Below are 25,860 nucleotides of genomic sequence, written 5' to 3'. Positions count from 1 at the left end.
CTACGGGCCTCATCGGCCCCAACACCAAGGAGCCCCTTCGGAAGGTGGTCGCCCTGCTGTTGGACGGCCTGCACGAAGACGCGGCCTAGCCGCCTCGGTGACGTGTTGCAGGTCCGATCCCTGCACACGCCAACCCTCATCCCTCTTGTGATGCCTCAACGCCGCTACACGCCTTTCTAGGCGGTAGCCGTAACGCCGTTCGCGGCTCTCGTTTTCCCCGCCGAGGTGGGGATAGCCGAGAACTACCGCCGACTTGGTGTTCGGGAACGGCCGACCCATCCGCACCCTGCCCGGCTCTCGAAAGCCTTCGTCCCGGTCTCCCTTGAGGGGGAGCCCCGACACGGCCCGACAGAACTACCGGAACGATGCGCGAGCCGTCGCCATCCTCTCCAACATCACAAGAACCAGACATTTCATGACAGATACCACTGTCTCCCGCCTTGGCCAGATCAATGGCGCGGGAGCCGCCGACGCGCTCTTCCTCAAGATTTTCGGGGGCGAGGTGCTCACCGAGTTCGAGCGCGTCAACGTGTTCAAGGCGCTCACCTATGTGCGCCAGATCGCCCACGGCAAGACGGCGCAATTCCCCCTCGTGGGCCGCGCCACGTCCGCCTATCACACCCCCGGCCATTGGATCGACGGCACCGCCATCGACCATGCGGAGAAGGTGATTGCCGTTGACGAGCTTCTCCAGTCCAACACCTTTATCGCCAACATCGACGAGGCGATGAACCACTACGACGTGCGCAGCGTCTATTCGGCCGAGTTGGGGCAGGAGCTGGCCTATCAGTACGATACCCACCTTGCCTGTGTGCTCGCCCTCGCGGCTCGTGCCACGTCCTCTCTGACCGGCCGTCCCGGCGGTTCCCGCATCGCCGATGCCGCCATGGCCACGGACGCGGCGAAGCTTGAAGCGGGCCTGTTCACCGCCACCCAGACGCTGGACGAGAAGAACGTCGGCCAGTCCGACCGATACGCGGTGTTCCGTCCGGCCCAGTATTACCTGCTGGCCCAGCGTGATCGCCTCGTGGACACGACCCTCGGCGCCAAGGGTGCCGTGGCATCCGGCATCGTGGAGACCATCGCAGGCCTGCCCATCGTCAAGTCCAACCACGTCCCGTCCACCAATGTGACGACCGGCCCCTCCAAGTACCAGGGCGACTTCCGCACCACGGTGGGTCTCATCTTCAACAAGATGGCGGCGGGCACCGTCCAGCTCCTCGATCTGGGCGTGGAGTCCGAATACGAAATCCGCCGGCAGGGTACGTTCTTCGTGGCCAAGTATGCCTGCGGCCATGACGTGCTGCGCCCCGACTGCGCCATCGAAATCGCGTCGGGCGCCGTCGCCGCCGCCTAAACTGCACAAGCGCCCCTAAGCGCTCCCCCGTCCTTCCCAAGGACCCGCACCCCTGTCCCCGCCGCCATGGGGACAGGGCACGCGGTCATGCGGGGTTTTCCTCCCCCGGCTCCCGCCGGCTTTCCCGTGCCCCTGCACAGAATCGAACTTCGAAAGGTCCTCCTTCCCGATGCAGACCATTCACGTCGTCACCCGTGCCGCCACCCGGCCCGGTGTGGCCGCCCTCGCCTACACGATCCACCACCCCAACGGCTCCATGGAACACGTCACGGCTTCCCTTGCCGGCTGCGTATCGCGCGTGGAAGGGGCACTGCTGAGCGTCACCGAGGCCCTTCGCGCCGCTGACCCGAGCGTTCCCACGCTCCTGCGGATCGCTTCCGAAGGGGTGTATGTGGTCCTCAGTGACGCCACCCCCTGGAAGCCCGCCACAAGCGCCACCATCGGCACCCTGGAAGCCCGCACCGAACTCCTCGAAATGGTTGGCACGTTCCATGACCTTCGGGTTGAGCTTCTGCATCAGCATGCCGAGGAGATCGCCCCCTTGATGCGTGAAGCTGAGGAAGAGGCCGAAGCCGCCGCTGCCGAGCGCATGGCATCCTTGGGGCTCGCCGCGTGAGCGAGACCGACATGCACGACATCCCCGGCTCCTACGGCACCATCAACCGCAGCCACACACCCGCATCCATGGTCTCCGCTGGCCTCTATGAGATCAGTCCGACCACGCTGCGACCCGATGGCGCCCGGCCAAAGCCCATCTTCGACCTCGCCACGGAGGCCGGCCGCGCGGCGCGAGACGCCTATCTCGCCGATATGGAGCGCTCCAAGGCCGCGAAGACTGCGGCGATGGGCAGGCATCTGGCATCACAAGGCGCCGCTGAGGGCATGTTTGGGGAGGGTATCTGACCATGCCCTCGCTTCGGGACATGTCCCGCGTTGACCTTCAGGACGGCAACGGTCCCCAACGGCTGCGCGGTGTGAGCTTTGACACGCTCTATCGCCAATGGGCGACCCATATCACCGTGGACGGGCTTCGGATGTTCGGCGGCTACCATCCCGATCCGGTCTCGGCAGCCAAGGCTTACGACAGCCTCGCCCGCACCTACCACGGTGCGAAGGCACTGACGAACTTCCCGGAAGGCGTGAGCGACGAATGAGTTTGTCGTACACGACACAGACGACCCACCCCACCGGGAATGGGGTCTCCCGTGAACCGGCGCCTTACGTCTCCCTTCCCGTGTTCCTTCAGCGGATGGGCGTTTCCCGTCGTCACGGGATGGAAGCGCTATGCCTCACTGGCTTGTGCTGGGTGGAGAATGGCCGTGTCCGTCTCCAGCGACACCACGAAAAGGCTGGTCTTGGTCGTCGGCTCCGCAATGCGGAGGGCTATCCCTTCGACCTCCTCTCCCCCGAGGGCGTGGAATATGCCCGGTCCCGATGGTCGGAGTGTCTGGCGTCCGTGAAGCGCTGGTACCGAAGGGACAGGGACGGTCGGATTGGTCGGGCCAATGACAGCATGCGTCGTGCCCTTCCCCGTGGCTCCACGGGCGATAAGGTCGCATTCCTGAAGAGGACGCATCCCGAACTGACACAGAAGGAGATTGCCGTTCTGTTGGATCTTTCCTTGAGCACAGTAGAGCGTGCTTCTTCAGTCATCCGCAAGCGTTCGATGGCCGCTTCTGGTGCAACCTCTTATAAAGCACTGGGACCCGTCAAACTGAAATCGACCACCACGCAAGATCAGTCGAATAAAAATAGTTCAAGCGTGTCTGGGAAAACACTACCCAGCCCGTTTCGGGGGGTTGACCCTGACTATGACCCCGCAGAGGACATCATCCACGACACGTACCCTGACGGGCACCCCTGTGTGGTCGATGGCGTCCCCTTCGACTTCGACAGGGCGATGCAGGAGGCTCTTGCTCGTCACGCAACCAAGCCCATGCCACCGGCTCCCCCTCGTCCTCCTTCTCCTTGGTATGACCACCTTCGCCCGACGCTGTTCCCGGTGAGCAACGAGGCGACCACCGAGGAAGCGTGGCACGCCCTGGAGATGTTCCGTGTCAGTCGTCACGGGAACACATGCATCGCCATGGAAATCGCTTTCGTCCTCGACCACTTCCCCAGCGTCCCCGCGAAGGACACAGCCGATATGGTCGGGGTGTCGGTCTCCACCGTAAGGCGGCACAAGGCGAAGAGGGCTGAGGCCGTCTAGAGAAGTCTCCGATGCGCGTCACGCCTTCCAAGGCAGGCGCCATGCCAATCCCCACCACCCGCCAACCCCGAAAGGCCCATGAACGGCATCCTGGTCGCAGATGATGACATCCACCGCCCCGCCAAGGACTACAGCGGAACCTCGTGGGATTCCTCCCGAGGCGCTTGGCGGGCTTCGACACGCTCCCGTGGCAAGACGATCACCGTGGGATGGTATCTCGACCGAGACGCCGCTGCCGAAGCCGCCCGAGCCGCGCGGAACAAGCCGAAGGGCAGACCGGGGAAAGCGGCGTCCTTGCTGGTCGCCTGCAAGCAAGGCGAGCCTTTCCAGATCAACGGCAAGCCCGTTCGGAGCGTGCTGATAGACGGTGCCCCCTGGTCTCTCGCCAACGACCTGCGTTCCGCCCTTGGCCTCACCGGAGCAACCTGGTTCGAGATGGCGAAGGTTGCCACCTCCGACAAGCGCTCGCTCTCCCGCCGCGAGGCCCCCTTCCTATTTGATGGCCGGGGTGGTCCATCCTGCACCGTCGTTTCCCCTGCGGGCCGTCAGGCTCTCGAAGCGCTGGCCGAACGCCGCGCATCCCGAATCCGTCGCCGCACCGTCCGCCCAATCCTCGTGGAAGGTGACACCGCCGTTGTTCCCCTGACCATGGGATACGAAGCGGTCATTGCCTCTGCCGATCTTCACCTTGTGGAAGGGCGAAACTGGTCCGCCAAGCCCCACGGTCGCAAGGTGCTCGCCATGGGGAACTTCAAGCGGCCTGACGGACGCTTCCACACGCGCCCCATGTCCGCCCTGCCGCTCTCGCAAGAGCCCGTGGTGAGGCTGAAGGGCAATGCGCCTCGGGAGCCCGATGATGCTCCGGGGGCTGCATGACGCGCGGCATCGGTTCTTGGCTGGATTTCGGAGGCGAGGATTGGTCGCAGGTGGAGGAGAGCCCACCATTTCCGTTGCCGCTTCCTCGACCCGCCGCAGATTTGGCGAAAATTTGCGAACCGCCCTCGATAGATAAGAACGCGCAGCGACTCCCCCGTGGCCCCTTCCAAGCCGATAGGACAGGCCATGCGCCTCCACCCCGGCCTGATGCTCCCGCCCTCGCGGACGCGGCGCCCATCCACCTCACGGCCATCCGCACCAACGGCAAGGGGACGGTCATCGCCTCCCACCCCGTGGTGATGGACGCGGGGGACTGGCACGGCCTGAAGACCCTCGGCTACGACACGCTCTATGCCGCACGCCATGGCGTTGCCGTGGGTGCCGGTTGTCGCTCCGTGGCCAAGCTCATCTGCAATGCAGCCGATCATGAGGTGGTCGTCTTCCGCGATGGGGATCGCTTCAACCTCCGGCGGGAGAACATGGCGGTCATCCCTCGGGGGACGCACTACCGCGCCACGGGGCTTCGGCCCGCCCTGCCCAGCGATGGAAAGGCGACGTACCAGACCCGCGACGGGCGGACCAAGACCAAGCGCAAAGCATGGGGCAAGGGGCCGAAGGAGAGGCTGGCGGAGGTGCTCAAGGTGACCGTCAGACCCGATCCCGCACCCAATCCAGCGGAGTCCTGACGCCCTCCGTGAGGCCTCCGGTGCCTTACCCTGTACCCTTCCCAACTCCAAGACCCTGGAGCCACGGGCGGGTCATTGGAGAGGCGTTGCGGGTCCGTGGCCAGCCCATACCGAAAGCCCCTCCGAAAACCTCCGCTTCGGCCCCAGCATTTCCAACGCCCTGCGAAGGCCGTTGACGCCATACCGTAAACAGTTGTATTCGGTATGTACCTCACTGACATTCCGGAACCCACCCATGCCCGCAAAGGCCCATCGGCGCGTCGCCTTCTATTTCCGCGTCTCCACCCACGATCAGACCACCGAGAACCAGCGCCGCGAGCTACAGGCCGTGGCGGACAAGGCGGGATGGAACGTCGTGGCCACGTTCGAGGATGCCGGCATCTCCGGTGCCAAGGGGCGGCAGCAACGCCCTGGATACGATGCCCTGCTGAAGGCGATCACCCGGCGCGAGGTGGATATGGTGGCCGCATGGTCCGTGGATCGCCTCGGCCGTTCCATGCCGGACCTTGTGGCGTTCCTGTCCGACCTTCACGCCCGTGGCGCCGACCTCTATCTGCACCAGCAGGCCATGGACACCACCACGCCCTCCGGCCGCGCCATGTTCCAGATGATGGGCGTGTTTGCCGAGTTCGAGCGGGCCATGATCCAGGAGCGGGTGAAGGCCGGTCTTGCCCGTGCAAGGGCAGAGGGCCGCAAACTGGGCCGCCCGACCATCGGCACCGATATGGAGGCCCGCATCCGGGCGCTTCGGGCGCAGGGCATGGGCATCGTGAAGGTAGCCAAGACGCTCGGGATTGGCGTGTCGGCGGTGCAGCGGGTGGATGGGCCGACGGGGTAAGCGGGGCGCGGGGATTTTCTGTGTCAGGCTTCGGGTATCTGTTTTTTCGCCAGCCCGCGCGGATCAGTGTTTTTTAGGCTGCCGACTATGCCTATTCGTGATTCTTTTTAGAATGGAATTTCGTCATCCAGATTGCCGGGGGGGCGTTGAGCCTTAGGCGTGCTGACTGACGCTCCCTCGTTCTTCGGTGCGGGCAGGGCGCGTTGAGGCGCTGGACCACGAAGCCTATCTGCCTCTGCCTCTTCCGCTGCCTTGTCGGTGCCTATCAGCTTCGTGATCGTTGCAATGGCACCGGGTGCATCGGCCAGAAAGCTTGTCCCAGTGGCGCAGCCAGCTGCGACATAAGCCACAATCGCAAGCGCTTTTCCAAACGCCATGCGGTTTTTGTGGATCTCCTCGGACAATTCTTCGAGCTTTTTCAGTAGCGCCTTACGTTTCGCATCGGGAATCTCCGCTTTCTCGATGATTTCCCGGAGCCGCTCAACCTCTCGCCCGATAAGAGCCCGTGTCCTGGCACTAAGGCGTACGGAGTTTGGATCTGATGTTCCGCTAGATCTCAGGCGAATGCGCGCGATGACACCACTTACATCCAACGAAAAGTTTTCAAAATTACCTGCAATGTCATTGGTGTGGCGGTTAAAGGTTATGCCTTTGATTCCAAGCTCTTCGGCTGAAGCCGATATTGTTGTCATATATTGCAAGCGCAGCATATTGTCGAAGTTGATTGGTGTTTCGTTCGAAATCAGCTGGTACAAGTTGCGCCGGCATATTTGCTCTATAGCGACAAACTTCTTTTCCGGATCCTCCGGCAAGGTGTCGTAATCCTCATCGGAAATAAGCTCATACTGCATATGTGCACCGGGGCCAAAAACCGATTCGCTTGAGTCGACGCTATCTTGAGTGGGTAAGGCGGCAAAGGGCTTATGTTTGGCCCTACCAAAGCCCAGGCTAGGCTGGTGTACTTTTTGGTGTACCGGCTGGTGTACCAGCTCAAAAAACCGCAATGCCAAGCCCTTGAAACTCAAGGATTTTTTGACACAGAGGTGCTATGGCGCGCCCTAGGGGAGTCGAACCCCTCTCTCCACCGTGAAAGGGTGGCGTCCTAACCGATAGACGAAGGGCGCACAGCGCGTGGCCCTTATAGGGGCAGGCGTTGCGGCGGGCAAGACCTGTACCCGCCGAAACACTTCCGCCTGTGGATGAAGCCGGCAAAGCCGGCCATCTTCTCAGACAAGCCGTTGTTTAATAAAGGTTTTGTGAGGCCGAAATCACCACTTTCCGGTGTTCGGCATGGAGGCCCAGGGCTCCTGCGGCGGCTTGGGGCCGCCCTTCTGCAGCAATTCCACCGAGACATTGTCGGGCGAGCGCACAAAGGCCATGTAGCCGTCGCGCGGCGGCCGGTTGATGGTCACCCCGCCCGCTTGCAGCCGCTCGCAAAGTCCATAGATATCATCGACTTCGAAGGCGAGATGGCCGAAATTGCGCCCTTCCCCATAGGGCTCCTTGTCCCAATTGTAGGTCAGTTCGATCTCGGCGATATTCTCTTGTCCCGGAGGGGCGAGGAAGATCAGCGTGTAGCGTCCCTGCGGCACCTCCTTGCGGCGCACCTCATGTAAGCCCAGCTTATTGCAATAGAAATCCAGGGACTGGTCGAGGTCGGTCACCCGGACCATCGTGTGAAGGAAGCGCATGGCTGGTCCTTGTCTGAACGCAGGAGTGCCGGCAACCGGCAGGCGCAACGTATGAATTTGGAAGCCGATCTCAAGACCGCACAGGCCCGGCTGGCGGAATTTCTCGCCCAAGCCCGCCATGCCGTCGCCTTCACCGGAGCGGGCCTCTCCACCGAATCCGGGATCCCGGATTTTCGTTCCCCCGGAGGGCTTTGGACACAGAACAAGCCGATTCCGTTCGAGATTTTCCTCGCCCACCGCGCCGCCAGAACCGAGGCGTGGCGGCGGAAATTCGCCATGGACCGCGCCTTTTCCAGCGCCGAGCCGGGGCGCGGCCACATCGCTCTGGCGCGATTGATACGCGAGGGCCAACTTGCCGGAATCATTACTCAAAATATCGACGGCCTGCATCAGGCGTCCGGCGTTCCGAACGATGCGCTGGTGGAATTGCACGGCAACGGCACCTACGCCACCTGCCTCGACTGCGAGGCACGCTATGATCTGGATTGGGTGCGCGGCCAATTCCACGCCCACGGCGAATTGGCGCCCGATTGCCCGGCCTGCGGCGGGCCGGTTAAGAGCGCGACCATTTCCTTCGGCCAGTCCATGCCTCAGACTGAGATGCTGCGGGCCGGCGCGCTCACCCGCGAGAGCGACCTGTTCATCGTCATCGGCTCCTCCCTGGTGGTCTATCCCGCCGCCGCCTTCCCGCTGCGTGCCAAGGAGAACGGGGCCCGCCTGGTCATCCTCAACCGCGAGCCGACCGAACTCGACGATCTCGCGGATCTCATTGTACGCGCGGAAATCGGCGACGTGCTCGCGCCGTTCACCTAAAGGCATGCTTGCCTATTTTTACGGCGCGAAATCATGGACCCGCGTTCTGGAAGGGGTGTGCGAGGCGACCATGTCTTGCTATCCTGAAATTGAATCGATGGCCTGTACACGCGTAACGGTCGGGGTGGACATGGGCTCCTACGGACAAGGGCTTGGGCCGGATTCCATCGCCCCGTCAGAGGATCTGGCGGAGTCCCCTGTGCGCCTCATCGAGGTCGCAGGCGCGATCAAATGGTTCGACGTGACCAAGGGCTACGGCTTCATCGTCCCTGACGGCGGCGGCTCCGACATTCTGATCCACGTCACCTGCCTGCGGCGCGGCGGTTTTCTGACCGCCATGGAGGGCGCGCGTATTGTCTGCGAGGCCGTAGAACGCGCCAAGGGATTGCAGGCCTTCCGTGTGGTCTCGCTCGATCTCTCCACCGCCATTCCCCCTTCCCTCCCCGCCACGCGTGCCCGCGCCACCATCGAACCGAGCGGCAGCTTCGAAGCCGCAACCGTCAAATGGTTCAACCGCTTGCGTGGGTTCGGCTTCCTGACCCAGGGCGAGGACAAGCCGGACATCTTCGTCCACATGGAAACTCTGCGCCGACGCGGCCTCACGGAATTGCGACCGGGACAGGATGTCCAGGTCCGCTATGGTGACGGTCCGAAGGGGCTGATGGCCACCGACGTCAAGGTCGAGGACGGTCTTCCCGAGAAGCACTGAGGATCTTTCATGCAGCGGTCGTTTTGGGCGGGAGTCGTCTCTCCCGGGCGCATTATGCTGGCTTGCGCCACACTTCTCCTCGCGTTGACGGGCAGCATCGGCGCCTTACCCGCGCGGGCGGCGGATGCGCCGCTGGAGGCACTGGAAATCGCCACCCGCACCGGCGTCGTGGTGCTGGAGGTGGAAGTTGCCCGCACCGATGAGCAACGCATGACCGGCCTCATGTATCGCAAGGAATTGCCGGAACGGCAGGGAATGCTGTTCGACTTCGGAAAGGTCGAGCCGGTTTATATGTGGATGAAGAACACTTACATTCCCCTCGACATGCTGTTCGTGCGCGCCGACGGAACGATCGCCCGGATCGAGGAGATGACCACGCCTTTCTCAACGCGGACTATCTCTTCCGGCGAGCCGGTGAAAGTAGTGGTTGAGATCGCGGGCGGCGGCGCGAAACGACTCGGAATCGCCCCTGGCGATCGGCTTTCGACCGGCCTCTTTGACGGCAAGTAGACCCAAGGGCGTGTGAAGCCTAACGACCGCTCGTCGTTGAGAACATCGACAAAGATGCGCCCTCACTCTCACCCGCACCGCTGTAAATTCCGCCGACCTCTTGCGGGTTGCACGTTAAAAAACTAAGGAAGGGTCAGGCGCTTCGCCCGTCGGAGCATAGCGCAGCCCGGTAGCGCATCTGCTTTGGGAGCATGGCGCCGGATTTTACTTAAGTGTATGATAAGATAGTGCTTTTCCAACTCTAAGATCCTCATTTTCGGGAATTTTCCGGGAGTTCTTGTCGCAGGTCGTTGAGGCCTGTGGATTGCGGGGATCTGTCCGCGTCGAGTGCACCTTTTTTGAGCACAGAAGCGTCCGCATCAATCGTCGAAGAGCCGTGGCGCCCGGTCCGCCGGAGTTGGCAGACCCGGAGACGTGAAAATGAGTTCCCGTACCGCCTTCGGTTGCCCGTCCGAGATTGTATAGACTAGGTCCACCTCTTGGCACTCGAAGGCCGAGAACAATGCCCGGGTCTCTGGCACATCGTTGATCGACAGAATAAAGCGGCCCTTGATTGCCGCAAGATGCGTGGCCAACCGAGCGAACTCACTCCGTGCGAAGGCCCCTGCGCCATAATCGCCCTCCGAGCCGAAATAGGGTGGGTCCAAATAGAACAGCACCTCGGGTCCGTCGTAGCGGGCGATGAAGTCGGTATAGGGCAGACGCTCTATGATGACGCCCGAGAGGCGCTGATGGAGTTCATCTAAGATGCTCCCGAGGCGCACCACGTCGAAACGCCCTGGTAGTCCGTTGGAGACCCCGAACGAGCGACCCTCTACCTTCCCCCCAAATGCGGCGCGCTGCAGATAGAGAAATCGGGCGGCGCGCTCAAGATCGGTCAGGGTGTCAGGGGGTGTGGCGAGAAGGCGAGCAAATTCCTCGCGGCTGGTCAGCCGCCACTTGAGCATGTCCATGAACGCCTGATAGTGGCGTTGAAGGATGCGGAAGAAGGTCGCTACGTCTCCGGAGATATCGTTGATCACCTCGCAGGGCGGAGCGCGCCGGCGGCGCAGGAACACTCCGCCCATGCCAACGAAGGGTTCAGCATAGGTGCGGTGAGGCACCGCATCAATCATAACGGTCAGAAGAGAGGCCAGCTGACGCTTTCCACCGATGTAAGGCGCAGCCGGGCGAACCGGAGTAACATTCCGCAACAAATCGTGAGACATTGAGAACATTCCATGAACACGCTAGCCTCCACGGGCGCACCGGTGCGCACGGTGGGCAGCTTTCATGGAACCTGAGGCTGAGCGGGGATGATCCTGCCATGGAAATCCCGCAGCGGAGAGGCGTTGTCGCGCCTTGAGGCCCCACCGGCGCGCGATGGGGAGAGATTGCCGCATCAGAATGACAGAGAAAACGCCGGAACTATGCCTGCCGTGGCGGCGTACATGGCCTTGCGGCAAGGGGTCACCACACGATTACAGCGCCGCGCCTGCGACGTGGCCCGGTGGGCCATGTGGGCTCAAACCATATTGCCGGATCTACGACAGCGGTTCCGGCCCAGCTGACGCCCCGCGTTGGATATGGGCGGCGGCCGGCGCCGGCACCAATCTGGGAAGCGGTCGGGAGGCGACGCCAAGGGATGCCGCACTGGCGGCCGAGCGCGCCTATTGGGCCTGGCACGACGCCCTGAACGACAAAAAAGGCCCCGCCTCCCGGTGAATGGAGACGGGGCCAGTGGGGAGGGCCGGAACCGCCGGCACGGGACCGTTAAGAGGGCATTCGTCGGCGCAGGTCATCCAACGCGCGCTTTAGATCGTCCATATCGTCGAGCCGCCTATGCAGGGTGTCGAGGTTCTTGGCGGCGTGGTGGCGATCCTGCTGCTCGATCAACCGATCAAGCAGATCGCCAACGCGCTCGATTCCCTCGGTCTGCTGGTCGATGCTCTGTGCCAGGCGGTCCATGGCGCCGCGGTCGGCGAGCGCCCCGCCTACCACTTGCATTTCAGTCGATGAGGTCGGTGGCGGCGACCCCATAAATGCTTTGGCATACCGCCATGCTACGATTAGCGCGGCACCAATGATGCTCAGGGCTGTGGCGATTCCTTCGTAACCCGGCGGCACACCTTCAACTCCCCCCGCCATGGCTGGTCTCCACCTTCTTTTTTGCCATGATGACGGCCCGGTCGCTTGCACCCGCGTCTCCGGCAGCCATGGCCGCATTAAACAGATCGAACACGAAGGCCAGCGGGTAGACGGCGAGCGCCGTGCCGTACCCGCCGGCCAGCAGGAAGCCGAGCGAAAGCTCGAACCAGAAATAGGAGGATAGGAAGGCCAGCCCCGCCCGCAGGTGCGGTGACGGACGCATGGCGCCGTTGATGATCAGCGCCACCAGCCGGACCGCGCCGGTGATGAGGCATATCCAGCCCCACCATTCCTCTGACGCGATCCGGGCCAGCTCGCTGTAGGCCGGCTGGGAGAACGCTTGGCCTGGCCGCAGCAGGAGCGCGCCCCACAGCAGCATGACGCCCGAAAGCATCCACTCGGTGGCGCGGGCGCGGAAGTGGTGGCGGATGTGAAGGATCAGCATCAGCCCTTCCCCTGCCCGCTCGGATTCGGCGGCCTGATGCCGCATTCCGCCTCCAACTGCTCATTGTGTGCGGTGATCGGCGCAAGCTGGGCGGCCGGCATGGCTGCGACCTGGTCGCGGGTGAGCAGGATCGGCGTCCTGCCCCGGCACTCGGCCGCCGGCGCCGTGCCCTTGCCGTCAGTCTGGCACCCAGCGGCGAGCACGCCGACGCAGCTCAGCATCATGCAAAGACGCAACGTCCTCTTGAACGCGCTCGCGCGCGACGGCTCGATGATCGGCATCGGCTTTCTCCTTTTGTGCTTGGGAGGCCGCGCCGCGCTCGGCCGCCCGCTGATCAATGAGGACGGCAGCAACCGCCAGCAGCCACGCCACCGCAGGCTTGAGGCCGAACAGCCGCCAGATGAGGACGAAGCCGGCAAGGCCGGCGGCGCAGATCGTGGCCAGCCACCAGTCACCACCAAAGACGATGGTGACGATGACGCCGGCGCCGGCGGCAAGCGCCGGTAGGAGCCATGGCAGCGTCGCGGCCCAAGCGAGTGCGGCGGCGATCATGCCGCGCCCCCGATAAGCACCCATGCGAGCCATGCGGCCATGGATATGACAGTAGCGATCAGAAGCAGGACGACCGCGAGCATCGCGTCCCACATAGATCCGAAATTGTAATTCCCGCCGCGGGGTGTCCGGCTTGCTGAGCGCGCGCTGAGGACGAGCGCCGACGCATATGACGCAACGGTGATGATGGCCGGCAGGAGCCACCATCCGAGAGAGATGCTGATCGTCATTTGCCGCCACCGATCACCTGCGCCAGGGCGGCCGGCCCGGCATCCTGCCCGGAGCGCACGGAGTCGACCTTGGCGACGGTTGCGCGCTGGCTGTTCCACCAGATGGCGGCGGCGATACCGGCGATCGCCATGAGCCAGATCCACGAGGGCACATCCCCCGCCAGATCCTTGGCGTGTTGCACATAGCCCGCAGCATCGCCCAGGTGGCTGGCGGCGCCGTTGATCACCGCTCCCGCCGCCGCCGGCGCGCCGATGATCATAGCCGCGGCCTTGTTGCGCCAGTTCGCCCGTGCCTCGGTGGAGCCGGCTGCCCGCAGATCCGCCGCCGTCACATCCGCCCGCGGGCCGGCCACCGCCAGCTTCGGCGTGGTGGCGAGCGCCGCCGCCGTCACCACATCCAGTTCGCCGGTCGCTGGAAGTCCCGCCCGCTGTTGGAATGTGCGGATGGCCGCCGTGGTGTTCGTGCCCCACGCCCCATCGATCATGCCAACCTGCGGGATGCCTTTGTCGCGCAGGGTTGCCTGCAGTGTCTCGACCTGCGCCTTGTCGAGGTCGCCGGGCCCGAGCACCTTGGGCGCGGGCGCAGAAGGCACGATCCTTTCGGCGAGCACCCCGCCTATCACAAACTGCGGAGCGGCGGAGGTCGAGCCGAAGCTGATGGACGGATCGAGCACCATCAGCCGCTGCATCAGCGGAGCGATGCCCATCTGCGCATCCATCGCGGTCGCGCTCCACACGCGATCCGCGATGTACTTGCCGCCCTGATAGATATCGCTGAAGCTCCAGAGATAGGCGGAGGGCACACCATTGTTGCGATAGCCCCAGCCGTTGTAGCCCTCGCCCTGGAACAGACAGCGCTCGACGCACCAGTCGGTGACTTTGTCCAGGCCGTCGTAGCGCACGGCATCGATGGCGCTTTCCTCCCAGGTGTAGCGCTTGCCATTGGCGGGAGGCGCTTTCGGCCGGCCCTTGGGGACATGCGTGGTCCTGGCGCCGAGCGGATCGCCGTTGTGGAGGTGGGTCGAGAAAGACCCAGAGCTTTCGCGGTTGTGGAGGACGCCGATGAATGCCCACGGCACGCCGGTCACGTCCTCGATCGCGACATAACGCGCTCGATTAGCGATGATACGCCGGGCCACCTTGTCGATGGCCGCGACCTTCTTAGGTTCAAGGTCCATCGCATCCCATAGGCGTGCGTATTCGCCCTTCAGGGCGTTGAAGGTCGGCGGCATAGGATTTCTCCAGGTGGAAATGAAAAAGCCGCCTCAACGGGCGGCTGGTTAGACGGACGACGAAGGGGCGTCAGGCCAGGTCAGATGGTGGCCATTCGTCGGGGGCGACCTCCCGTATCGGCAATGCCGAGAGCATCTGGTGCGTGCCAGCATGAGCCGGATCAGCGAGCACGGTAACGGGCAAAACCCACGGCGCACCGCCCGCCAGGCACACTGGCTCCAGGCGCGCCCCATCCGCGCCTGTGCCGTACACCGCGTCGCTCTGCGCTGCGGTAAGCACGATAAATTGCATCAGGCTGCTCCCACGCCAGTCATGTAGGTGTTCGCGATGCCGTACAGGGCGGCTTGCTCTGTCGCGTTGAGTGAAGCGCCGGCGAACGCCATCCCAATCCGACCGGGCCAATAGATCGACTGCCGCCGCAGGAGATAGAGCGTCGTTGGCATAGCAACGGAAGGCCGCACGTCCGACCCAACGGACACACCATTGCGGTATATCTGCCGAGCAGCGGACCCAGACCGATTGCCTACTGTCATCCCGAGCGAGGTCGCTGACCCTACGGCAAGGCCAGAGTCGTCGTTAACCCGCACACTCATTGCGTTCCCGGCACTTCGGGGCTGCACCAGCATGGAGGCGCCGTTGGCATCGCCCAGCGCAAACCCAGAGTCAGCAAGATCGCTCGTAGCCCACGCGCCATAGCAGGACGAGTTCAGCGTGGCCCTCGTAAATTGCGTGCTCGGGTTAGCGCCAGTGTCGAGATAAGACGTCCCGCCGCCCGTGTATCCCCGATCCGGGGTGAAGGTCGGCGAGTTGACCGGCGCCAAGATGTTGGAGCTACTGATCCAATTCAGCCGCGCGGCCTGGGCATCGTGTGCCGCCGTGAAATAGAGCACGTCAAATTTGGTCCATAGCCCGGCCGTTTTGAGCGCTCGAATAATGTCGTTGATAAAAGACACGCGCGCCACATCGGGCCGCACCGTCATCCTCGCAATCAGAGCCGCGGCGCTTGTATCAAGAGACACTGCAGAAGCCGCCCCGCCCATCGACAACGCAGATGCCCCGCCGGCCCGGCGTACCCTGCGCCCACCCGCAGAGGCAGATAACACGAGGGGGGAGATGCCCTCTGCACGGCGGACACGCCGGGCCTCGCCCGCCGCAGATGCCGCAATCTCTGCCACCCCGGCTGCACGGCGGACACGCCGGGCCTCGCACTCCACATCAAGCGCAAGAGCGGAGATCCCCGCCGCGCAGCTCGGTCCCTGCAGAGCGGAAACGCCGATCAGCCGAACGATTTCGAGCGGCCGCCGCCCTGCGATGATGCGTGGCCCTGTCAACATGAGACACCTATAAGGTCGATGCATTCCGCCGACATGCGGACGCCTGCCGAGTTGACGTAATAAATATGGAGGCGCGTGAGGTTGCCGATGGGCAGGGTTCCCGTCAGGGCCTCATCAAGCACGACCAGCCCATGGGCAACCTGCCCCGCCCCATCGGACGCGGGAGCGGGCGCTGGCTGTTCGATCACGATGCCCGCGCCCACTGTGAGGTCGATGTTTATGCCGCGCGCGACCACCTGTGCAGAGACAGTCCCATCCGAGATGTTGACGATGGTGTCGTCAACAACAAGGAGGAATGGCTGCACGACCTCGTCGCCGGGCCGGAAGGTGATGGCCATGCGATCAGTCCAGCGTGATGTCGATGTCGCCGGCATTGATCAGCAGTTGATCGGTATCGGCGATGACGCGGGACGATACGAAGGCTCCGGAGATCAGCATGTTGCCGGCGGTGGATGCATCGAAAAGCGCCCAATGCGTGATCGTCCCCCACGCCCCGCCCGTTGCCTGTGGAAAGGTGATGAGGCTTGTGTTCGAGGTAGCCCCGCTCGAAGCTGCCGAGAACTGCGCCTGCTGGCGGGCATAGCCCAGCCCAGCCACCTCAGTGCCGGGCCCGGCCTCACCAGGATCCGCCGTGAACAGGCCGAGGTAGACTGCAGCCGGCATCGTGAAGGAGGCCGTTCCGAGGGAATGGTCCAACAGCTTGTTTTCGAGGTAGTTCGAGGCGGATATGAGGTATCCTTCCAGGCACAAAAAAGCCGCCCTGAGGCGGCGGAATGGGGTAAAGGAGAGGGCTATCGAGAGTGCGTCAGCCCACCAGGGTGGCTATTTGGCCTTCGGCGGCAGAAATGCGCGACTCCAGTGTTTTTATCACCTCGACGAGCGGCCCGACCAAGGCACCATAGTCAACGCCGAGGTATTCGTTACCGTCTTGACCCAACACGGTATAAACTGCTTCCGGGTATACCGCCTGCACTTCCTGTGCGATCAGACCAATCTCGCGCGCTTCCCGCCCGTGACGCAGGAATGACTTGCCGGATAGCGCGACAATTTTCGCAAGAGCGCCAGACAGCGGCTCGATCAAGTCTTTCAGCCGCTCGTCCGAGGCGCTAATCCATGAGCCGGACAGTGCATTCCCGTTGCCAGACGCGTCAAAATTGAAGAACCTCTCCGCTCCGGAGGTACCAGACCGGATACCCAATGTGCCGGTCGCGCTCTGATAGATCAGGAGATCGGCCGGGCCGATAAGCACGCCACTGCTCAACCTGGGCTGCGCGGCCGTGAACGTGATCGCGCCGCTCGTCGCTGTGGAGATCGAGCCAGTGGCGGAGCCTCGATCGTAGGTGATGACAAGCTGATAATCATCAGCGGTGCCGAGTGAGATCCGTGAGACCGCATCAACTCCACCGAGCCGCACTGTGTCGGGATAGACGCCGCTCGCCTGGGCAATCGTGATATTGCCCGCGATCGTGCTGTCGCCGGACAGCGGCACCGCGCCGGCATTGGTGGTGACCTGCGTTTTTTGCCCGGAGCTGAGGGATTGCGCCGTATCATAGCGCAGCGCCCCGGCCGAATAAGGCCACGCGGACCATGAGCCGGTTGTGTCAGACCAGACGTAAATCACGGACGTCGCGAGGTCCATGGCAGCATTTCCGTCCTCGGGAGCCCACAAATACCATGCGCTCCCCGTCCACTTGAGGATCTGGTTTGCGAGCCCTGTCCATGCCCCTGTCGGCGACGTACCGACCACATAGAGATCATCTGTGGCAGGAGAGCCGGGCGGCGTGTTGACGAGGACGCCAGCGCATCGCTGGATTGTGCTGCCGTTCTCGATCCGCGCCGCCGCCGCCAAATAGTCCCTCAGTCGCGCAGCCACAGCGCCCGCCGTCGTCCGGCTCTCGCTGTTGAGCAGGATCGCATAAGCTGCAGTGGTGGCCGCTGCAGGGGCAGGATAGGCCAGGGTCAGATGGGTATCGTCCACCACGGCAGCAATGGGGAGGCTCATGCCGCCGACAGAGAGAGAATCCCCGGCCACGACAGGCTTGGAGCCGATGGTCCACGCGGTACCAACCCCGGTCACAGCGGTGCCGCCGGAGGCGACGGAAACCGTGCCTACGTTGTAAAATCCATCGTATGACATGGATGATCCTCAGGAATGCTCGATGATCGCAACGTTGAACGCGCGGGCCTGCGAGTAGTTCGCAAACTGGTAATAGAGTTGGTTCGACGTGAGCGGCCGAATAGCTCCCAATGTTGGGGAGGCCGATCCGATTACAGGGCGAAAGTCTGTGCGCAGGGCATTAAGGTCTGCACCCGTTGGGTAGACAAACCACTGCGATATTTCAGGGTTGTAGCAGGCCACGATCAGGATCGGGGGCGCCGCGATGTTGGTATCCGTGGATGCATTGCCGGAATATCCGACATAGGCGCCGGCAAAATATTTCCTGGTCTTAATGTGCAGGCACCCACCATCGGTGCGCATCAATAGTTGATCGTCTGTCGCGAAGCTGACGTCCACGTCTTTTTTGCTGATGCGAAGGCCGCGCGCGGTATCCAACAAAACACGAGGCGTGGACGTAGCGCTTGAACCGCCCGGATAACCAGGATCATACCCCAAGATGCTATAATGCATATCCTGCGAAAACGCGCCGCCAAAGAACTGATATTTGATTGTATTATCGTTCACCCACCCAAAATTTGTGGTCGAAAGCTGCATGTTGCGCGGTAGGCCGAAAGCATCTGCGGTCGGCCGAAACAGGATCGGCGGGTGATCGGGATGGTTCTCGGCAGTGTTGAACGTCCCACTCATGATGTATTGTTTGCTAATACTATCATAAACCGCCGTACCGTAAAAGCTTCCGGCCTCGATAACCTGCATCGAAGGCTTATTGGTCGAGAGCGTAAGGTCATCGTCCCCGCACGTCAGAACGTCCGCCCCGTTGCGCGACACATAGAGCCCCGGCCCGCGCGTAGGGTGGTTGCCAAGGAGAAACGAGTTTGTGCCTCCGTTGTCCGCCTCTCGCGAATCGTATTGATCTACCGGCTTGTCAAATATGATGTAGGCAAAAGATTTCAGCGGCGCCGTTCCAGCAGTTCCCCACCATCCCGCGTTTGTCACGTCAATATAGCTGTTGGTCGGGCAGGCCGCTACGGGCGTATACCTTTTTGCGTATCCGTCAATGCTGTAATCAACGACCCAAGCTATAGCGAGCGGCACGAACGGGAGCGCCGGGAAATTGATGCGGCAGCAGTTGCGAAACAGGTTTGTCCCGGTGTTGACGTAAGTCTGCTGGAAGCTAGACAGCCCGCCGCTATCCCACGAGATTTGATGCGGCTTGAGAATTTCGCTCCAGGCCGAGTCGAAGACGAGCTGGTCATCGGTCAACGCCGGATCGAGCACGTCGAACCCTGGTTTTGAGAAACGCAGGCGCTTGCGCCCGTAGTATTCGCCTAGTAGTAGACGGTTTGCCATGGCGTCAGTCTTTAAACAAAAGGTATGTGTCGGTCAGGTTGAAATCGACTTTCCCGTTTGTGGAAAGCATCCGACCGACAGTTAGTGTCCCCATGTTTCCGGTTATCGCAGACAACGTGGAAACAGATAGATGTTGCGCGAGGACGTACCCATCTGTGAGCATATTGCCGGCAAGGTAGAAAGTCCCCCCGGACGACTGAAGAAGCGCGAACGTCGTCCCGTCTGGCTTGGCAAACAGAAACTTGTCGGCCTGGAACCGGATTTGCCCCCCGCCACCCGAAAGAGCGATGGCAGACATGCCAACGACCACGGAGCCCGCGACCAGTTGCAGATCCCATGCGGCCGTTGCGCCCGCAGGCGTCACACCCGCGACCCATCGCACCGTGACGCTGCTGCTGAGATCATTGACCGCTGCCGTCAACTCCAGCACGTCGGCCGATATCGCAGAGACGGTACCGGTCAGCGTCGTAAGCGACCCCTGTGCGGTGGCGACCGATGTGACGAGCGTACCGATGTCGCCTTGAGCGGCGGCAACGTCTGACTGCAGCCCTCCGATAGTGCCCTCGGCAGCGCCGAGGCCTGTCGTTAAATCACCAATATTACCTTCGGCCGCATCGAGGCCCGTCACCAGGCCGGTCGTCGTCGATTGCAACGACGTCACGTCGGATGCCAGCGCGCTCTGACCATCCGCCAGCGCGGTGACCGTGCTGCTCACCGTGGCGAGGTTGGTGGTGACCGTGCCCAGATCGGCATTCAGGCTCACCGCCTCCGCCTCCAGCGTCTCCACCCGCTGCACCGTCGCGCTCACGTCATCGGCGACAACGCCGACCTGGAACAGATATTCCGCTTTCTGATTTCCAAATGTGGCCGTCACCCGGCGCACATCCTCAAGCCGCACGACAGCTTGATGCGCAGCCAGTTCGGCTACGATCAGGTTGAGATTTTCAATGCCTGCGCGGTACTCGGCATCGGCCACGCCAAGCTGTGTGCCGATCAAATCGCGCAGCGCCGGCGCGAAGCTCTGCATCGTCACTGGCACAACCTGTTCGGTGGTCGTGACGGGCTTCCACTCCGTCCACGTAGTGGCGCGCGCCGGCGTGCAGGTGATAGTTGCGCGGACCTCGTATAGCGTCTCCGATTGGACGCCGGAACTCCAAACCACAAGCCCGGAAAGCGGATCATCCGAGCGCCAGGGCAATACCTCCTCTTGCCCGGCCACGCGATATTGGATTAGGACCGCGTCCACTTTGTCATCGAGGATAGACTGCCACGTCGCTTCGATGGCCGGCGTCTTCAGCCCGTTCTCGGCCAGCAGGGTGCGCGGCGATGCGTTGAACATGGGCACGGTCGTGATGACCGCAGGGGGTGCGTTCGGGTCGCCGGCGGACGGCGCGTCGTCATTGGCGGCGGCGCCGAAAGCAGAGGATGCGACCTCGCGCAGATTGAGCGTGATCGTCTGATCAGCCGCCTTCGTTAAGGACTTGATCAGATAGCGGCGGTCGCCGCGCCCCGGCCGCGCCGAAATCCAGCGTATCCAGTCGCCAGGCTCCAAGGGGTCGGCGGACATACCGAGCGTGATGGTGGCCGTCGCCTGGAGGCGGGCCAGTCGCTTCTCGATTTCCGCCAGCCGCTGTGCCTGCACCAGATCGTTGACTTGCGGAAAATTGCTTTCGACGCGGCGCTGTTCCGTGTCCGCCGATTCCGCTGCCGCGTCGGTGCGCGCCACATACGGCACCGCTGCGCCCATCTGGCTGAAGTCGATATAGGTGCCGAAAACGCCATTCACGAGTTCCGAGCGCGGAAGCTTGGCCTTGAAGCTCACCGGCCGGCCAGACACAAGGTCGCCGTCCGTGATGGTCATGACGGTGGGCTGCGCGACGCCGGCGATGGGGCCGAAGCTGCCGGCTTGCTCGTACATGGCCCCGGCACAGCTATCGAGGATACGCTCGGTAACGGCGCCGTGCTCCTCATCGTCATTGACATAGGTGCTGCAGCTAAAACGGTCTGCCGAGAAGCCGGCGCTATCCATCACCTCTTCGTCGCAGGCGTTCGCTGCCGCCGTGTAGCGGTCCAAGAGGAGGTCGGCGGGCAGAACCCCGGCGCCCACGACCAACTCGTTATTGAGGTATAGGCCCCGCTGGAAATTGTAGAGCTCGACGAAGGGGTTTTCCGTGTAAGCCCACGTCTTCTTGTCGGTCCATCGGTGCGCGCCCGAGCCGCCGGCCGTGCTGTCCTTGCGCCAGTCGTAGAAGCGCCGTCCGCGGATACCGAATTTGAAGCTCGGGATGCCGTCCGGAAACCATTGCTTGAAATACCATAAGCGGATCGCGACATAGGCGACGCCAGATCCGCGCTCGGTGGCGGTCCACCGCGAGGCAGGAGTGGCCGACGATACGAACAGATCATGCGCGGGCTGATCTTCGTAGCCGTGATAGAAGGTCACGGTCATCAGGGGTACTAACAGCGGCCCGTAATAATAACTCTCGACCGAATAGGTATCGCGGAACTGATCGGAGGAGGCGAGCGTCAGATTCCGACGCACGCCATCCACCCAAAGATCGGTCAATCCATCATGCGGACCGTCGCCGATGGGGAACACCAGGTCGAGGAAGTTGTTATCCGGCCCGCTCACGTTCCAATACGAAAGCTGCCCCTCCATCACCTGGCGCCCGCACAGATAGCCGCGCGGCACGTCGGCGCCGATCTGCAGGGAGGCCTGGACGCCCTTGTCTTCGGCCGCCCGGCTCTTGCCGGTGAGGGCCTTGGAAGCATAAGCGAGGCCGACCGAGAGGCCGATTCCCACCGCGGTGCTGGCGAGGCTGGCGGCGGTCGCGGACGCGCCGGCGGCGATCAGTGCGGCTTCGATGCCCATCAGCCCACCCGGAACGCGCGCACGGCGTGCGAACGGGGCAACCGCCACATGCCGGCTGCGCCCATACTCACGAGGTCGGCGCCCGTACAGACGGCACCGGCCTCATCCTCCCCGTCCATGATGATGACGATATCCCCCCGGTGCGCCTCGACCGGGTGAACCTCGCGCAGCACGCTCGCGCAGGCATCAGCCAAAGTCTCAAAGCCGAGCGCCTTGCCGCGCCGCACCGCTTCCGCGCGGGTGCGATAGCCGCGCTGCCCTGGAAACAGGCGCTCTCCGGTGAGCGCGCGCACCACGTCCAGGCACAAGGTGAGGCAGTCGCGGCGCCCGCGCACGAAGGTGCCGGCGGCATAGCGATCCAACACGGCTTCCAGCCGCTCCGGCCAATCCGCGCGCCTCATGCCCGCCGCCCCCACACGATCTTTTGCGTTCCAGCGGTCGCGGCGTGCTGGAAGAAGCCGTCATCCGCCGCGATGCGCCGCTGATCGGCATCGCCGCGCACCCGGTGCCCGACCCGCGTGTGATCACGCGAGCGGCTTTCCAGGCTGCATACAAGTTCAGCCGCGCCGCCCACCTGTTCAGCATGCTCGATCTGGTCGATGTAGCCGCGAAAGATCCGCTCCACCGAGATGAGCGCGCGCGTGTCGGGGTCGAAATAGGCCCGCGACATGGTGCAAGGCCGCTGGTGGTATTGCTCGTTTTCGATGGTGGCGAGCACATCGACGGTAAGCCCGGCCTCCGGCATGGCGGACAGGCGCAGCGTCACAGCCGCCGGCGCGAGGCCGCCGGAAAGCTCCAGATCATCGACACCGAGCAACTTGCCGGCGCCGACATAATCGAGCCCGGCATAGGTCATGATCCCGACGCCATCCCAGAATCCATAAGTGCCGGACGGAAAATCGAAGATGAGGAGCAGGCGCGAGACCGCGCGCCCCGCTGCGAGCGTGGCCAAGGCCGCCGGATTGATGGTGCGCATCAGAGGATCGCCTGAACCGCCTGGAAGGAGATGGGCTGCGAGCCCAGGGCATCGGGGTTCTGGAAGGTGCCGGGCATCAGCTTCATCACGACCGGCGCGCGGATCAGGTCCACGATCGCGCCGATAGCCGGCAAGGGGTTTAGCCGAATCGCAGGCTCAACCGTGAGGGTGATCGCGCCGGCACCGCTTCCGGTCGCATCCTCCATCACCTCGTGATAGGCGCGCGACCCGTTCCAGGCGAAGGACAGCCGGTCTCCGGCGCGGGCCTTGTAGGCCGCCGGCAAGCCCAGCAGCGTGATCGTAGTGGCGGTCACCGCGTTGATGGTGGCCTGTCCGCCCCAGGCGCCGCCGGTCGCCTTGGTGAGCGCCAGCGCGCCGCCGCCGTAGGCGATCGGATAGGAGCCGATCCAATCGAAGCCGACGAAGGTGTTCATGCCGTCCTTGATGGTTTTCGCCCACGCATCCCACGCGCGGCGGGCGGACCACGCCAGCGGCTCGGTCTGGAAATCCGCCCGCCATAGGGCATCGCCCAATTCCATCCCCTGCACCGCGCCGTTCTGGAGCGTGTTCACGGCTTGCTGCCGTGCAAGCGTGAAGGTGCTGCGCGCGAACCGCACATTCTGCGGCAGCGCACGCGGGAAGGTGATGGCCATGGATCAGGTCCGGTTGCTGGAGATTTGCCGGCCGCGCGCCTGTTCCACCACCGCCGGCACCTGGCGCAGCAGTTGGCGGTTGTTCTCCGCCAGGATCTGGCGCATCTGCGCCTCGCCCATCTGGGAGCCGCGCGCGTCAATGGTGGTGGACGGGGCAAACGTGATGCCGCCGGAGGCGCGCGGTGAGACGGCGGCGTTCGGGGTGATGATGCCGGATCGTGGGAAAGTCAGCACCTCCGGCCCCTGCTCGCCCACCAGGTAGCGCTTGCCAGGGGATACAGGGCCGCCCTCCGCGCGGGGGACCAGCGAGCCGAGCAGGCCGAAGAGGCCGCCGGGGCTGTTGCCGGTGGCCTTGGAGCCAAACAGACCGGAAAGTGGCCCTTCGCCCATCAGCGCCGATTTCAGCACCATCTGCGTCAGCAGGCCGAGACCGTTCTTCCACACGTCATTGAGGCTCTGATAGCCGGATACCAGCGCCGCCACGTTGTCAACGGCAAAATCTCCGGATTGGCGCAGCATGTCGTTCCACTGCGCATAGGATTCGTTCGCCGCATCGCGCGTGACGGTGGCGGATGCCTCGGCGGTCGCCAACCGGTTGACCTCGGTCACAAGGTCGGCCGTGATGGGGATATCCGCTTCCTTCGCCGCATTAAGCAGGTCTTGAGCGACCTTCGCTCGGGTCGCTTCGAAGGTTGATTTTCCGACCAGGGAGGCTTCGAGCTGGAGCGAATTCGCCCGCTGGCGGCTTTGGTCCAATACCTTGGCCCACTGCTTGGCCTTCGCGTCGGCGTCGGGGTCTGGCACGATGGTGGGCTTCCCATCGGGTGCATTCGACCCGGCGGACACTACCTTGTCCTGCCATTCCTTCAATTCCTTTTGCTTCGCCTTGACGTTGGAGATTCCCTGTTCAATGGCGGCGGCAATCTCGCTCGTGTTATCCGCAGGCGCCTTTACTTGGTATCTGCTTGCGTACCCTCCGAGGTTCTGCCTCGCTCCAACAGCCTGCGCATATTCTAGTTCGGCTTCGGCTGCGGCGAGCGCCTTCTTGGCGGCCTCGACATGCTCGTTGCCGAGCGCCTTCACCTTCTCGGCCGCGCCGGGAAGGCCCGATTTCAACTGCGCCACCGCCGTATCGAAATCCTTCACGGCCGCCGCATGCTGTTCCGCCGCCTCCTTGGCCTCATCGGTTCGCAGGGCGAGGTAAGCGATGGTCCCGGCGAGCGCGGTAATCGCCAGACCCCAGGGGCCGCCGAGGAGACTGAGGGCCGTGGACAGGCCTGCCGAGGCGAGTGTGGCGAGGCGTTGGCCGGCGGCTACGGTCAGAATGGTGGCATTGAGCGCGTTCATGCGCACCGCCGCAACCGCAGCGCCAGCCGTTGCTGCGGCCAGGGACTGCACCAGGGGCCCAAGCACCGCGCCGGCTCCGACCGCCCCCACCGCCGCAGCAAGTCCGATGATAGCATTCTGATACTGGCGCACAGCGTCCGCGCCTTCGATCAGTGCGCCGCCGGCCTGCACCTTTATGGCGCGCGACATGCGCACGAAGGCATCGTCGATATCCGCGGCCTTGCGGATGATCGCGTCATCAGCGACGGCGCCGAAGGCGCGCCCCTCATTCGCCGCGGTCCGCAGGCCTTCCGCACCGCCCTGAAGCGCCACCACCAGGGCAGGACCGGCACTACGGCCGAACGCCATGGTGGCGATGTTGAGCGCATCCTGCGGGTTCTTCGCGTTCTTGATGAGGTCGGCGTAGTCGTACAGCACATCGATAGTGGAGCGGGCGTTCCCGTTCACGCCCTTGATCGCCACGCCATTGGCGCGCAGCACCTTTTCCAGATCACCCGTACCGCGGGCGGCATCGCTCAGCCCCTTCGAGAATTTCACGACGCCGCTGTCGAGATCCTTCACATCGCCGCCGGCCATCTCAGCCGCATACCGCAATTCCTGAATCTGTTCGGTGCCGAGCCCGGTGCGGTCGGCCACATCGGCAATCTCAGCAAACTGGCCGGCAACGGACCGAAGCTGCTCAATGAGCCCGGCAAGGCTGAGCCCGCCGAGAATGGTGCCGATACCGGCCAAGGATCCGAGGCTGCCAAGCGTGGCCCCGATCCGGGTTGAAACTCCCTTCTCCATATCCTTGAAGCGGGTTTCCATGCGGGCGGTCGTGGTGCCTGTCAGCCGCTCGATCCGCGCCAGCGCCTTTTCATACTTCGTGAATTGCGCTTCCATGGAAACGACAAGGCGTTCAACGTCCGTGGCCATCACGCCCTCCGGGAGGCT

At 63.4% G+C, this 25,860-nt stretch carries 31 protein-coding genes and 1 tRNA gene; 12 read left to right on the top strand and 20 right to left on the bottom strand.

Features of this window, described 5'->3' with window-relative positions; translation table 11 throughout:
- The first annotated feature begins 415 nt into the window (after nt 1–415).
- The 8 genes from V5F77_RS20675 to V5F77_RS20640 all read left to right on the top strand — a co-directional run bounded on the left by V5F77_RS20675 (nt 416) and on the right by V5F77_RS20640 (nt 5,966).
- A complete protein-coding gene (locus V5F77_RS20675; protein WP_429007233.1) occupies nt 416–1,357 on the top strand; it encodes a hypothetical protein in 942 nt (313 codons plus the stop codon).
- Between the two features lie 169 nt (nt 1,358–1,526).
- Entirely contained in the window at nt 1,527–1,973 is a 447-nt protein-coding gene (locus tag V5F77_RS20670) for a hypothetical protein (protein WP_429007232.1), read from the top strand.
- Complete coding sequence (locus V5F77_RS20665) at nt 1,970–2,260, top strand: hypothetical protein (RefSeq protein WP_429007231.1); 291 nt, start codon at nt 1,970–1,972, stop codon at nt 2,258–2,260. The genes V5F77_RS20670 and V5F77_RS20665 overlap by 4 nt, the downstream gene beginning before the upstream one ends.
- A gap of 2 nt (nt 2,261–2,262) precedes the next feature.
- A complete protein-coding gene (locus V5F77_RS20660; protein ID WP_429007230.1) occupies nt 2,263–2,511 on the top strand; it encodes a hypothetical protein in 249 nt (82 codons plus the stop codon).
- 302 nt (nt 2,512–2,813) lie between these two features.
- Complete coding sequence (locus tag V5F77_RS20655; RefSeq protein ID WP_429007229.1) at nt 2,814–3,566, top strand: hypothetical protein; 753 nt, start codon at nt 2,814–2,816, stop codon at nt 3,564–3,566.
- A gap of 78 nt (nt 3,567–3,644) precedes the next feature.
- Entirely contained in the window at nt 3,645–4,442 is a 798-nt protein-coding gene (locus tag V5F77_RS20650; protein WP_429007228.1) for a hypothetical protein, read from the top strand.
- A complete protein-coding gene (locus V5F77_RS20645; protein WP_429007227.1) occupies nt 4,439–5,128 on the top strand; it encodes a hypothetical protein in 690 nt (229 codons plus the stop codon). The genes V5F77_RS20650 and V5F77_RS20645 overlap by 4 nt, the downstream gene beginning before the upstream one ends.
- A 235-nt stretch (nt 5,129–5,363) precedes the next feature.
- Nucleotides 5,364–5,966, top strand: coding sequence for a recombinase family protein (locus V5F77_RS20640; RefSeq protein WP_429007226.1), 603 nt, complete (start codon nt 5,364–5,366; stop codon nt 5,964–5,966).
- Between the two features lie 107 nt (nt 5,967–6,073).
- Here V5F77_RS20640 and V5F77_RS20635 read toward each other — a convergent pair whose 3' ends face one another.
- From V5F77_RS20635 to V5F77_RS20625, 3 genes are all read right to left on the bottom strand, one after another.
- Nucleotides 6,074–6,991: a hypothetical protein gene (locus V5F77_RS20635; protein ID WP_429007225.1), complete on the bottom strand. Its 918-nt coding sequence runs from the start codon at nt 6,989–6,991 to the stop codon at nt 6,074–6,076.
- A 24-nt stretch (nt 6,992–7,015) separates the two neighbouring features.
- Nucleotides 7,016–7,090 (bottom strand) — tRNA-Glu (locus V5F77_RS20630).
- Nucleotides 7,091–7,234: 144 nt separating this feature from the next.
- Entirely contained in the window at nt 7,235–7,657 is a 423-nt protein-coding gene (locus tag V5F77_RS20625; protein WP_429007224.1) for a VOC family protein, read from the bottom strand.
- A gap of 51 nt (nt 7,658–7,708) precedes the next feature.
- Here V5F77_RS20625 and V5F77_RS20620 point away from each other — a divergent pair, with 51 nt between their 5' ends.
- From V5F77_RS20620 to V5F77_RS20610, 3 genes are all read left to right on the top strand, one after another.
- Nucleotides 7,709–8,470, top strand: a complete 762-nt coding sequence (locus V5F77_RS20620) for an SIR2 family NAD-dependent protein deacylase (RefSeq protein ID WP_429007223.1) — start codon at nt 7,709–7,711, stop codon at nt 8,468–8,470.
- A 130-nt stretch (nt 8,471–8,600) separates the two neighbouring features.
- A complete protein-coding gene (locus tag V5F77_RS20615) occupies nt 8,601–9,179 on the top strand; it encodes a cold-shock protein (RefSeq protein ID WP_429007236.1) in 579 nt (192 codons plus the stop codon).
- 9 nt (nt 9,180–9,188) lie between these two features.
- Nucleotides 9,189–9,689 carry a DUF192 domain-containing protein gene (locus tag V5F77_RS20610; RefSeq protein WP_429007222.1) on the top strand — a complete coding sequence of 167 codons (501 nt, stop codon included), beginning with the start codon at nt 9,189–9,191 and terminating at the stop codon, nt 9,687–9,689.
- Nucleotides 9,690–10,048: 359 nt separating this feature from the next.
- Here the strand turns inward: V5F77_RS20610 and V5F77_RS20605 are convergent, their stop codons facing one another.
- From V5F77_RS20605 to V5F77_RS20590, 4 genes are all read right to left on the bottom strand, one after another.
- A complete protein-coding gene (locus tag V5F77_RS20605; RefSeq protein WP_429007221.1) occupies nt 10,049–10,897 on the bottom strand; it encodes a DNA adenine methylase in 849 nt (282 codons plus the stop codon).
- Nucleotides 10,898–11,441: 544 nt separating this feature from the next.
- Complete coding sequence (locus V5F77_RS20600) at nt 11,442–11,816, bottom strand: hypothetical protein (RefSeq protein ID WP_429007220.1); 375 nt, start codon at nt 11,814–11,816, stop codon at nt 11,442–11,444.
- Nucleotides 11,800–12,261: a hypothetical protein gene (locus V5F77_RS20595; protein WP_429007219.1), complete on the bottom strand. Its 462-nt coding sequence runs from the start codon at nt 12,259–12,261 to the stop codon at nt 11,800–11,802. The genes V5F77_RS20600 and V5F77_RS20595 overlap by 17 nt, the downstream gene beginning before the upstream one ends.
- The gene (locus V5F77_RS20590; protein ID WP_429007218.1) at nt 12,261–12,542 is read right to left on the bottom strand and encodes a hypothetical protein; all 282 of its coding nucleotides are present in this window, start codon (nt 12,540–12,542) and stop codon (nt 12,261–12,263) included. The genes V5F77_RS20595 and V5F77_RS20590 overlap by 1 nt, the downstream gene beginning before the upstream one ends.
- Between V5F77_RS20590 and V5F77_RS20585 the strand changes: the two genes are divergently transcribed.
- On the top strand, nt 12,532–12,768 hold the full coding sequence (locus V5F77_RS20585; RefSeq protein WP_429007217.1) for a hypothetical protein: 237 nt from the start codon (nt 12,532–12,534) through the stop codon (nt 12,766–12,768). The genes V5F77_RS20590 and V5F77_RS20585 overlap by 11 nt on opposite strands.
- 41 nt (nt 12,769–12,809) lie before the next feature.
- Here V5F77_RS20585 and V5F77_RS20580 read toward each other — a convergent pair whose 3' ends face one another.
- The 13 genes from V5F77_RS20580 to V5F77_RS20520 form a co-directional block, all read right to left on the bottom strand.
- On the bottom strand, nt 12,810–13,043 hold the full coding sequence (locus V5F77_RS20580) for a hypothetical protein (protein WP_429007216.1): 234 nt from the start codon (nt 13,041–13,043) through the stop codon (nt 12,810–12,812).
- Nucleotides 13,040–14,275 carry a peptidoglycan-binding protein gene (locus V5F77_RS20575; protein WP_429007215.1) on the bottom strand — a complete coding sequence of 412 codons (1,236 nt, stop codon included), beginning with the start codon at nt 14,273–14,275 and terminating at the stop codon, nt 13,040–13,042. Before V5F77_RS20575 ends, V5F77_RS20580 begins: the two co-directional genes overlap by 4 nt.
- Nucleotides 14,276–14,345: 70 nt before the next feature.
- Entirely contained in the window at nt 14,346–14,567 is a 222-nt protein-coding gene (locus V5F77_RS20570) for a hypothetical protein (RefSeq protein ID WP_429007214.1), read from the bottom strand.
- Complete coding sequence (locus tag V5F77_RS20565; RefSeq protein ID WP_429007213.1) at nt 14,567–15,256, bottom strand: hypothetical protein; 690 nt, start codon at nt 15,254–15,256, stop codon at nt 14,567–14,569. The genes V5F77_RS20570 and V5F77_RS20565 overlap by 1 nt, the downstream gene beginning before the upstream one ends.
- Before the next feature lie 347 nt (nt 15,257–15,603).
- Nucleotides 15,604–15,948, bottom strand: a complete 345-nt coding sequence (locus V5F77_RS20560) for a hypothetical protein (RefSeq protein ID WP_429007212.1) — start codon at nt 15,946–15,948, stop codon at nt 15,604–15,606.
- Nucleotides 15,949–15,952: 4 nt separating this feature from the next.
- Nucleotides 15,953–16,360, bottom strand: coding sequence for a phage tail fiber protein (locus tag V5F77_RS20555; RefSeq protein WP_449317024.1), 408 nt, complete (start codon nt 16,358–16,360; stop codon nt 15,953–15,955).
- A 55-nt stretch (nt 16,361–16,415) separates the two neighbouring features.
- On the bottom strand, nt 16,416–17,747 hold the full coding sequence (locus tag V5F77_RS20550) for a tail fiber domain-containing protein (protein WP_429007210.1): 1,332 nt from the start codon (nt 17,745–17,747) through the stop codon (nt 16,416–16,418).
- 9 nt (nt 17,748–17,756) lie between these two features.
- Nucleotides 17,757–19,079, bottom strand: a complete 1,323-nt coding sequence (locus tag V5F77_RS20545) for a hypothetical protein (RefSeq protein WP_429007209.1) — start codon at nt 19,077–19,079, stop codon at nt 17,757–17,759.
- A gap of 4 nt (nt 19,080–19,083) precedes the next feature.
- Nucleotides 19,084–21,951 (bottom strand): hypothetical protein, encoded by a 2,868-nt coding sequence (locus tag V5F77_RS20540; RefSeq protein WP_429007208.1) that lies wholly within the window; start codon nt 21,949–21,951, stop codon nt 19,084–19,086.
- Nucleotides 21,951–22,352: a DUF6950 family protein gene (locus V5F77_RS20535; RefSeq protein ID WP_429007207.1), complete on the bottom strand. Its 402-nt coding sequence runs from the start codon at nt 22,350–22,352 to the stop codon at nt 21,951–21,953. Before V5F77_RS20535 ends, V5F77_RS20540 begins: the two co-directional genes overlap by 1 nt.
- Nucleotides 22,349–22,927 carry a DUF2163 domain-containing protein gene (locus V5F77_RS20530; RefSeq protein ID WP_429007206.1) on the bottom strand — a complete coding sequence of 193 codons (579 nt, stop codon included), beginning with the start codon at nt 22,925–22,927 and terminating at the stop codon, nt 22,349–22,351. Before V5F77_RS20530 ends, V5F77_RS20535 begins: the two co-directional genes overlap by 4 nt.
- Nucleotides 22,927–23,580, bottom strand: coding sequence for a hypothetical protein (locus tag V5F77_RS20525; protein WP_429007205.1), 654 nt, complete (start codon nt 23,578–23,580; stop codon nt 22,927–22,929). The genes V5F77_RS20530 and V5F77_RS20525 overlap by 1 nt, the downstream gene beginning before the upstream one ends.
- Nucleotides 23,581–23,583: 3 nt before the next feature.
- Nucleotides 23,584–25,842, bottom strand: coding sequence for a hypothetical protein (locus V5F77_RS20520; RefSeq protein WP_429007204.1), 2,259 nt, complete (start codon nt 25,840–25,842; stop codon nt 23,584–23,586).
- Nucleotides 25,843–25,860 lie beyond the last annotated feature (18 nt).

Source organism: Roseixanthobacter psychrophilus, assembly GCF_043195195.1.
GTDB lineage: Bacteria > Pseudomonadota > Alphaproteobacteria > Rhizobiales > Xanthobacteraceae > NCEH01.
The sequence above is the reverse complement of the archived record's forward strand: the minus strand, read 5'-3'. Positions and strand labels throughout refer to the sequence as shown.

Excerpts from the sequence above, each read along its gene's own strand:
- V5F77_RS20675 (WP_429007233.1), top strand. The coding sequence starts at position 416 with ATGACAGATACCACTGTCTCCCGCCTTGGCCAGATCAATGGCGCGGGA.
- V5F77_RS20670 (WP_429007232.1), top strand. The coding sequence starts at position 1,527 with ATGCAGACCATTCACGTCGTCACCCGTGCCGCCACCCGGCCCGGTGTG.
- V5F77_RS20660 (WP_429007230.1), top strand. The coding sequence starts at position 2,263 with ATGCCCTCGCTTCGGGACATGTCCCGCGTTGACCTTCAGGACGGCAAC.
- V5F77_RS20650 (WP_429007228.1), top strand. The coding sequence starts at position 3,645 with ATGAACGGCATCCTGGTCGCAGATGATGACATCCACCGCCCCGCCAAG.
- V5F77_RS20645 (WP_429007227.1), top strand. The coding sequence starts at position 4,439 with ATGACGCGCGGCATCGGTTCTTGGCTGGATTTCGGAGGCGAGGATTGG.
- V5F77_RS20640 (WP_429007226.1), top strand. The coding sequence starts at position 5,364 with ATGCCCGCAAAGGCCCATCGGCGCGTCGCCTTCTATTTCCGCGTCTCC.
- V5F77_RS20625 (WP_429007224.1), bottom strand. The coding sequence starts at position 7,657 with ATGCGCTTCCTTCACACGATGGTCCGGGTGACCGACCTCGACCAGTCC.
- V5F77_RS20620 (WP_429007223.1), top strand. The coding sequence starts at position 7,709 with ATGAATTTGGAAGCCGATCTCAAGACCGCACAGGCCCGGCTGGCGGAA.
- V5F77_RS20615 (WP_429007236.1), top strand. The coding sequence starts at position 8,601 with ATGGGCTCCTACGGACAAGGGCTTGGGCCGGATTCCATCGCCCCGTCA.
- V5F77_RS20610 (WP_429007222.1), top strand. The coding sequence starts at position 9,189 with ATGCAGCGGTCGTTTTGGGCGGGAGTCGTCTCTCCCGGGCGCATTATG.
- V5F77_RS20605 (WP_429007221.1), bottom strand. The coding sequence starts at position 10,897 with ATGTCTCACGATTTGTTGCGGAATGTTACTCCGGTTCGCCCGGCTGCG.
- V5F77_RS20600 (WP_429007220.1), bottom strand. The coding sequence starts at position 11,816 with ATGGCGGGGGGAGTTGAAGGTGTGCCGCCGGGTTACGAAGGAATCGCC.
- V5F77_RS20595 (WP_429007219.1), bottom strand. The coding sequence starts at position 12,261 with ATGCTGATCCTTCACATCCGCCACCACTTCCGCGCCCGCGCCACCGAG.
- V5F77_RS20585 (WP_429007217.1), top strand. The coding sequence starts at position 12,532 with ATGATCGGCATCGGCTTTCTCCTTTTGTGCTTGGGAGGCCGCGCCGCG.
- V5F77_RS20590 (WP_429007218.1), bottom strand. The coding sequence starts at position 12,542 with ATGCCGATCATCGAGCCGTCGCGCGCGAGCGCGTTCAAGAGGACGTTG.
- V5F77_RS20580 (WP_429007216.1), bottom strand. The coding sequence starts at position 13,043 with ATGACGATCAGCATCTCTCTCGGATGGTGGCTCCTGCCGGCCATCATC.
- V5F77_RS20575 (WP_429007215.1), bottom strand. The coding sequence starts at position 14,275 with ATGCCGCCGACCTTCAACGCCCTGAAGGGCGAATACGCACGCCTATGG.
- V5F77_RS20570 (WP_429007214.1), bottom strand. The coding sequence starts at position 14,567 with ATGCAATTTATCGTGCTTACCGCAGCGCAGAGCGACGCGGTGTACGGC.
- V5F77_RS20565 (WP_429007213.1), bottom strand. The coding sequence starts at position 15,256 with ATGACGGTGCGGCCCGATGTGGCGCGCGTGTCTTTTATCAACGACATT.
- V5F77_RS20560 (WP_429007212.1), bottom strand. The coding sequence starts at position 15,948 with ATGGCCATCACCTTCCGGCCCGGCGACGAGGTCGTGCAGCCATTCCTC.
- V5F77_RS20550 (WP_429007210.1), bottom strand. The coding sequence starts at position 17,747 with ATGTCATACGATGGATTTTACAACGTAGGCACGGTTTCCGTCGCCTCC.
- V5F77_RS20545 (WP_429007209.1), bottom strand. The coding sequence starts at position 19,079 with ATGGCAAACCGTCTACTACTAGGCGAATACTACGGGCGCAAGCGCCTG.
- V5F77_RS20540 (WP_429007208.1), bottom strand. The coding sequence starts at position 21,951 with ATGGGCATCGAAGCCGCACTGATCGCCGCCGGCGCGTCCGCGACCGCC.
- V5F77_RS20535 (WP_429007207.1), bottom strand. The coding sequence starts at position 22,352 with ATGAGGCGCGCGGATTGGCCGGAGCGGCTGGAAGCCGTGTTGGATCGC.
- V5F77_RS20530 (WP_429007206.1), bottom strand. The coding sequence starts at position 22,927 with ATGCGCACCATCAATCCGGCGGCCTTGGCCACGCTCGCAGCGGGGCGC.
- V5F77_RS20525 (WP_429007205.1), bottom strand. The coding sequence starts at position 23,580 with ATGGCCATCACCTTCCCGCGTGCGCTGCCGCAGAATGTGCGGTTCGCG.
- V5F77_RS20520 (WP_429007204.1), bottom strand. The coding sequence starts at position 25,842 with ATGGCCACGGACGTTGAACGCCTTGTCGTTTCCATGGAAGCGCAATTC.